This is a genomic window from Clostridia bacterium, from assembly GCA_035628995.1.
GTDB lineage: Bacteria > Bacillota > Clostridia > Lutisporales > Lutisporaceae > BRH-c25.
Genome location: DASPIR010000001.1, coordinates 38661 through 46270 on the forward strand (window position 1 = coordinate 38661; position 7610 = coordinate 46270).

Genomic DNA, 7610 nt, shown 5'->3' on the forward strand with positions numbered 1-7610 from the left:
AAGAGCTAACTAAAGCCACGAACCCCGAACCACGAACCCCGAACCAGAAATTGGCATAGCCAAATTCGGTACTAATTATTAGAAGGGAGAGATACCTCCTTGTTTGAATTAAATAACTTTGAAGCAATCAAAATAGGTTTGGCATCCCCGGAGAAAATAAGGGAATGGTCAAGGGGAGAGGTAAAGAAGCCGGAGACAATAAACTATAGAACATTGAAACCTGAAAAGGAAGGTCTTTTTTGCGAGAAAATTTTTGGTCCTACAAAGGACTGGGAATGCCACTGCGGAAAATACAAGAGGATCAGGTACAAGGGAATAGTTTGCGACCGTTGCGGTGTTGAAATAACCAAAGCAAAGGTTAGAAGAGAGAGAATGGGCCATATCGAGCTTGCTGCTCCAGTATCACATATCTGGTATTTCAAAGGAATACCCAGCAGAATGGGTCTTATACTTGATATGTCTCCAAGAGCCTTGGAAAAGGTTCTGTACTTTGCCTCCTACATAGTAGTCGATAATGGCGATACGACCCTTTCAAAGAAGCAGCTCTTAAGTGAGAAGGAATATAGGGAGAGCATAGAAAAATTCGGCAGCAGGTTCAGGGCAGGAATGGGTGCTGAAGCAGTTAAAGAACTCCTTAAGGATCTTGACCTGGAAAAGCTGGCAAAAGAACTTAGGATAGACCTTAAAGACAGTACCGGACAGAAAAGGCTTAGGTCAGTCAGAAGGCTGGAGGTTGTTGAGGCCTTTAAGAATTCCGGCAATAAGCCTGAATGGATGATTCTTGAGACTATACCGGTAATACCGCCGGATTTGAGGCCAATGGTGCAGTTGGATGGCGGAAGATTTGCCACCTCTGACCTTAACGACCTCTATAGAAGAGTAATAAACAGAAATAACAGACTTAAGAGACTGCTTGACCTGGGAGCACCGGACATCATCGTTAGAAATGAAAAGAGAATGCTCCAGGAAGCAGTAGATGCTCTTATAGACAACGGCAGAAGAGGAAGACCGGTAACGGGTCCTGGCAACAGACCATTAAAGTCCTTGAGTGACATGCTTAAAGGAAAGCAGGGAAGATTCAGACAGAACCTACTCGGAAAACGTGTTGACTATTCAGGACGTTCAGTTATAGTTGTAGGTCCGGAACTGAAGCTTTTCCAATGCGGTCTGCCAAATGAGATGGCCCTTGAGCTCTTTAAGCCTTTTGTAATGAAAAAGCTTGTAAATGACGGACTTGCACATAATATAAAGAGCGCTAAGAGAATGGTTGAAAGAGTTAAACCAGAGGTCTGGGATATACTTGAAGAAGTTATCAGCGAGCATCCAGTGCTGTTAAACCGTGCTCCAACACTGCATAGACTTGGTATCCAGGCTTTCGAGCCGATACTTGTACAGGGCAGAGCACTGAAGATTCATCCACTGGTATGTACTGCATACAACGCTGACTTCGATGGTGACCAGATGGCTGTACATGTACCTTTATCTGTAGAAGCGCAATCGGAAGCTAGATTCCTGATGCTGTCTGCCAATAACATTTTGGCTCCAAAGGATGGAAGACCGGTTGTAAGCCCAACACAGGACATGGTTATGGGTATATATTACCTTACTATACATGTGCCCGGTGAAAAGGGTGAAGGCAAGGTATTCACAAACTTGGATGAAATGATAATGGCCTATCAGTTGGGTGAAGTATCTCTGCATGCAAAGGTAAGGGTAAGAATAACAAAGGTAATTAACGGTCAAGAAAAGACCAAAATAGTTGAAAACACTGTCGGAAGATTTATTTTCAATGAGTCAATTCCCCAGACACTTGGCTTTGTTGAAAGAAATACCGAAGATGATATGTTCCTGTTAGAGCTTGATCCTAAGGACAGGGATGGAAATATAGTGCCTGTAGACAAGTCGCTGTTAGGAAAAATAGTCGATAAGTGCTTCAGAATGCATGGAAATACAAATACTGCAATTATGCTGGACGAAATAAAGAGACTGGGCTTCCATTACTCGACAAAGGGCGCAGTTACAATAAGCATATCGGATATGGATATTCCGAGCGCAAAGAAAGAGATTCTTTCAAAGGCAGATGAGAGAGTAGACAAAATTGAAAAGATGTATAGAAGAGGCTTAATATCCAATGAAGAAAGATATGAGCAGGTAATAGATACCTGGAAAACAGCCACAGATGATGTTACAAAAGCATTGATGGATAATCTGGATAGGCTCAATTCAGTGTATATGATGGCTAATTCAGGAGCCAGAGGTAGTGTTAATCAGATTAAGCAGCTGTGTGGTATGAGAGGTCTTATGGCTGATACCTCAGGTAGAATAATAGAAATTCCTATAAAAGCTAACTTCCGTGAAGGTCTTGACGTTTTGGAGTTCTTTACTTCCACTCACGGTGCTAGAAAAGGTCTTGCTGATACAGCACTGCGTACTGCTGACTCAGGTTATCTGACAAGACGTCTTGTTGACGTAAGTCAGGACGTAATAATCAGGGAAGAGGACTGTGGTACAGAAGAAGGCTTGATCATGAGCGAGATCAAAGACGGCAATGAAGTAATCGAAAAGCTTAAAGACAGACTCATGGGAAGATATACCAACGGAGACGTAGTAAACCCGGAAACAGGTGAAATACTTGTGAAAAAGGGCGAACTGATATCTGAAAAAATGGCTGGTACTATTGTGAAGCTTGGCATCAAGAAAGTTCCGATAAGAACAATACTGACCTGTCATGCAAAACAAGGCGTATGTACTAAATGCTACGGAGTAAACCTTGCATCCGGTGAACCTGTGCATATAGGAGAGGCAGTTGGTATAATTGCAGCTCAATCAATAGGTGAGCCTGGTACGCAGCTTACTATGAGAACCTTCCACACGGGCGGTGTTGCCGGTGATGACATTACTCAGGGTCTTCCTAGAGTTGAAGAACTTTTCGAAGCTAGAAAGCCTAAAGGACTTGCAATAATATCCGAAATCTCCGGTACTGTTAAAATTATAGACCAGAGAAAGAAGAAGGATGTTGTGATACTTGCAGAGGATGGCGATACCAGAACTTACACTATCCCTTACGGCTCAAGGCTCAGGGTTACTGAGGGCGAGGCAATAGAAGCAGGGGATGAGATAACAGAAGGTTCCGTAAATCCGCATGATATATTGAAAATCAAAGGTGTGGCAGGAGTACAGACTTACCTGCTCATGGAAGTGCAGAGAGTTTACAGGCTGCAGGGTGTTGATATCGCGGATAAGCATATAGAAGTTATTGTCAGACAGATGCTCAGGAAGGTCAAGATAGATGAGTCTGGAGATACAGAACTGCTTCCGGGCGGACTCTTCGACATATTCAAATATGAAGATGAGAATGCAAGGGTCAGTGCTGAAGGTGGAGAAATGGCTGCCGGAAAGAGAGTGCTTCTTGGTATAACCAAAGCATCCTTGGCAACAGATTCCTTCTTGTCAGCTGCATCCTTCCAGGAAACAACAAGGGTTCTTACTGAGGCAGCAATAAAGGGCAAGATAGATCCACTTGTCGGACTAAAGGAAAATGTCATAATTGGAAAACTTATTCCTGCAGGTACCGGCATGAAGAAATATATGGATATATCAATAAGGCCAGCTGACACAATAGAGTAAAAACTATTGACACAAAATATAACAAATGCTAAAATTATTTAGTGCGTTATAGAGAACCATTATAATGGTTCTCTTATGCACGTTTTAACTGATAACTCCTTAACAATAGATTTTCCAGGAGTGCCACAATTCTTTTCAGACTCGACATTACCGATGGTTGCCATGCAAAAATCCACAAGAGGTGATTTAAATGCAGGAACTAAAAGCTTCACACAGAAGAATAGTGGGGTTAAAGCAGACAGTAAAGGCAGTGAAAAATGGAACTGCAAAAAAGGTATATGTAGCTAAGGATTCCGACGATTTTATAAAACAGTCGGTACTTGATGCATGTAGCGATAAAAATTTACAAATCATATATGTCAGCAATATGAAGGAACTGGGAGATGCATGTGGTATAGATATTGGCGCTTCAACGGCGGCAATTGTCGAAGATTAAGATGCATATCAATAAAACGCCTTCATATGAAGGCGTTTTTTATCGCAAAAAGTATATCCAGAGCGTATTACAGAGCTTAGCTAATGTTAAGCCTGTGTATGATAAATAAAACAAGGAGGTGCATTTAATGCCTACAATTAGCCAGTTAGTAAGGAAAGGCAGAGAGAAGGTTGAGTACAAATCAACTGCACCAGCGTTGAAGGAAAGCCCACAGAAAAGGGGAGTATGTACTGTTGTAAAGACTACAACACCAAAGAAGCCTAACTCCGCATTAAGAAAAATTGCCAGAGTTAGATTGACAAATGGTATTGAAGTTACAGGCTACATCCCTGGAATCGGCCACAACCTGCAGGAACACTCAGTTGTTCTTATCAGAGGCGGCAGAGTAAAGGACCTTCCTGGCGTAAGGTACCACATTGTAAGAGGTACTCTTGATGCCGCTGGCGTTGCCAACAGAAAGCAAAGTAGATCAAAATACGGCGCGAAGAGACCAAAGAAATAATATTGTGCGAGTTATTTAACATTAGGCTGAATTTTGCCTATGTTTAAAATATATTTGCGCACAACGGCAGTTGATTAACTTGATGCTGCCGAGTACCGATGATATTAAAATTAATATTAAGGAGGGAAGTATAGTGCCAAGAAGAGGACATATATCGAAAAGAGACGTATTACCGGATCCATTGTACAATGATAAGATTGTTACTAAGCTTATCAACAATATAATGTATGATGGAAAGAAGAGCGCCGGACAGAAAATAGTTTATGGTGCTTTCGAAATAATGAGGGAAAAGACAGGTAAGGAACCCATCGAATTATTTGAAACAGCAATGGCCAACATCATGCCTGTTCTGGAAGTTAAGGCTAGAAGAATCGGTGGAGCCACTTATCAGGTTCCTATAGAAGTAAGGCCTGAAAGAAGGCAAGCATTAGGAATGAGATGGTTGATCGATTTCTCCAGAAAAAGAGGAGAAAAGACAATGGGTGAAAGATTAGCCGGAGAGCTCTTAGATGCAGCGAATAATACTGGAAACAGTGTAAAGAAGAGAGAAGACACTCATAAGATGGCAGAAGCTAACAAGGCATTTGCACATTACAGGTGGTAATTTCGGATCGAGGTTTGTAGTGAACAATATGAATATAGATTATATAATGCTAAATAATAAGTTTTTAGGGAATTATAACAGTGAAACTTACAACAGAAAGGAGGATAACTGTGCCTAGGCAATTTTCGTTAGAAAAAACAAGAAATATAGGAATAATGGCTCATATTGACGCAGGAAAGACAACAACTACTGAAAGAGTGTTGTATTATACTGGGAAAACATATAAAATAGGCGAAGTTCATGAAGGAACTGCCACAATGGACTGGATGGAGCAGGAGCAGGAAAGAGGAATAACAATTACTTCTGCAGCTACAACAGCCGAGTGGAAGGGACATAGAATAAACATCATAGATACGCCAGGGCACGTGGACTTTACTGTTGAAGTAGAAAGGTCACTGCGTGTATTAGATGGTGCTGTAGCGGTTTTCTGTGCCAAGGGTGGAGTTGAGCCTCAGTCTGAAACCGTTTGGAGACAGGCTGATAAATATAACGTTCCACGACTTGCGTATGTAAATAAAATGGACATAATGGGAGCAGATTTTTATAGAGTAGTCCAAATGATGAAAGACAGACTCGGAGCTAATGCTGTTCCGATTCAGCTCCCAATAGGCAGTGAGGAAAGATTTATAGGTATAGTGGACTTGATAGATATGAAAGCCCACATCTATAAGGATGATCTCGGCAAAGAAATGGTAATAGAAGAAATACCCGCAGATATGATGGATAAAGCAAAAGAGTTCAGAGAGAACCTCATTGAAAAGGTATCTGAAGTCAATGAGGAACTGATGATGAAGTATTTGGAGGGCATAGAACCGACGGAAGAAGAAATAATGACAGCTCTCAGAATAGGTACCATCGCAGTTAAGCTGAATCCGGTTATATGTGGATCTTCATACAAAAATAAGGGTGTACAGCTTATGCTGGATGCAGTTATCAACTATATGCCATCTCCACTCGACATACCTCCAATCGACGGTACTTCCTTAGATGGAGTAGAGAAGGTAGTAAGGCATTCAGATGACTCAGAGCCTTTTTCAGCTCTTGCATTCAAGATTATGGTTGACCCCTATGTGGGTAAGCTGGCTTTCTTCAGAGTTTACTCCGGAGTAGCTGAGGCTGGCTCTTATGTTTTTAACTCCACAAAAGGCAAGAGGGAGAGAATAAGCAGAATAGTACAGATGCATGCTAACCACAGAGAAGAAATCAAAGAGGTTTACACAGGCGATATCGCGGCCGCTGTGGGTCTCAAGGATACAACTACAGGAGACACCCTCTGCGATGAGGACAATGCTGTAATCCTTGAATCAATGGTGTTCCCAGAGCCTGTTATCAATGTTGCTATAGAGCCTAAAACAAAGGCAGGCCAGGATAAGATGGGCATTGCCCTTCAGAAGCTGGCTGAAGAAGACCCTACCTTCAGGACATATACTGATGTTGACACAGGTCAGACAATTATCGCAGGTATGGGAGAACTGCATCTGGAGATAATCGTTGACAGAATGATGCGTGAATACAAGGTTGAAGCAAATGTCGGCAAGCCGCAGGTTGCTTATAAAGAAACCATTAGAAGGAAAACGCAGATTGAAGGTAAGTTTGTCAGACAGTCAGGCGGTAAAGGACAGTACGGTCATGTTTGGCTTGAACTGGAACCTAAAGCCCCTGGAGAAGGTTTTGAATTTGTAAACAAAATTGTAGGTGGAGCAATACCTAGAGAATATATACCAGCTGTACAGCGTGGTGTAGAAGAAGCAACTCTGAATGGTGTACTGGGTGGATACCCGGTTCTCGACTTAAAGGTTACACTTTTTGATGGGTCATACCATGAGGTTGACTCCTCTGAAATGGCATTTAAGATCGCAGGTTCAATGGCCTTTAAAGATGGTTGTAAGAAAGCAGATCCTGCACTTCTCGAGCCAATAATGAAGGTTGAAGTAACAGTACCTGAAGAGTATATGGGAGATGTTCTTGGTGACATTAACTCCAGAAGAGGAAGAATTGAGGGCATGGAAGCAAGAAGTGGAGCTCAGGTTATAAGGAGCTTCGTACCGCTTTCTGAAATGTTCGGATATTCGACGGACCTGCGTTCAGCGACACAGGGTCGTGCAGTATACTCCATGGAGATGGATCATTTTGAAGAAGTTCCCAAAGGCATAGCTGAGAAGTTATTAGGCGACAAATAATTAAAAATCAGGAGATTGCATGGGTCCATAATGGAGCATGCAATTTCCTAAAATATTAGATTATCTGATTTTTAAAGGAGGAAAAGTAAAATGGCAAAGGCAAAATACGAAAGGACCAAACCCCATGTAAACATAGGGACAATAGGTCACGTTGACCACGGCAAGACAACACTTACAGCAGCAATAACAACAGTACTTTCAAAGTTCGGCGGTGCAACAGCTACAAAGTATGATGAAATAGACAAGGCACCGGAAGAAAAG

The 7610-nt window shown here is 42.0% G+C and carries 6 protein-coding genes; all 6 read left to right on the forward strand.

Annotation, left to right across the window (positions count from 1 at the left end):
- The first annotated feature begins 99 nt into the window (after nt 1-99).
- Nucleotides 100-3627, forward strand: a complete 3528-nt coding sequence (rpoC, locus tag VEB00_00185) for a DNA-directed RNA polymerase subunit beta' (GenBank protein ID HYF81434.1) — start codon at nt 100-102, stop codon at nt 3625-3627.
- A gap of 190 nt (nt 3628-3817) precedes the next feature.
- Nucleotides 3818-4063, forward strand: a complete 246-nt coding sequence (locus tag VEB00_00190) for a ribosomal L7Ae/L30e/S12e/Gadd45 family protein (protein ID HYF81435.1) — start codon at nt 3818-3820, stop codon at nt 4061-4063.
- A gap of 127 nt (nt 4064-4190) precedes the next feature.
- Entirely contained in the window at nt 4191-4565 is a 375-nt protein-coding gene (rpsL, locus tag VEB00_00195) for a 30S ribosomal protein S12 (GenBank protein ID HYF81436.1), read from the forward strand.
- 133 nt (nt 4566-4698) lie between these two features.
- Nucleotides 4699-5169 carry a 30S ribosomal protein S7 gene (gene rpsG, locus VEB00_00200; GenBank protein HYF81437.1) on the forward strand — a complete coding sequence of 157 codons (471 nt, stop codon included), beginning with the start codon at nt 4699-4701 and terminating at the stop codon, nt 5167-5169.
- Nucleotides 5170-5279: 110 nt separating this feature from the next.
- On the forward strand, nt 5280-7349 hold the full coding sequence (fusA, locus tag VEB00_00205) for an elongation factor G (protein ID HYF81438.1): 2070 nt from the start codon (nt 5280-5282) through the stop codon (nt 7347-7349).
- 90 nt (nt 7350-7439) lie between these two features.
- A partial coding sequence (locus tag VEB00_00210) for a GTP-binding protein (protein ID HYF81439.1) occupies nt 7440-7610 on the forward strand: 171 nt, incomplete at its 3' end.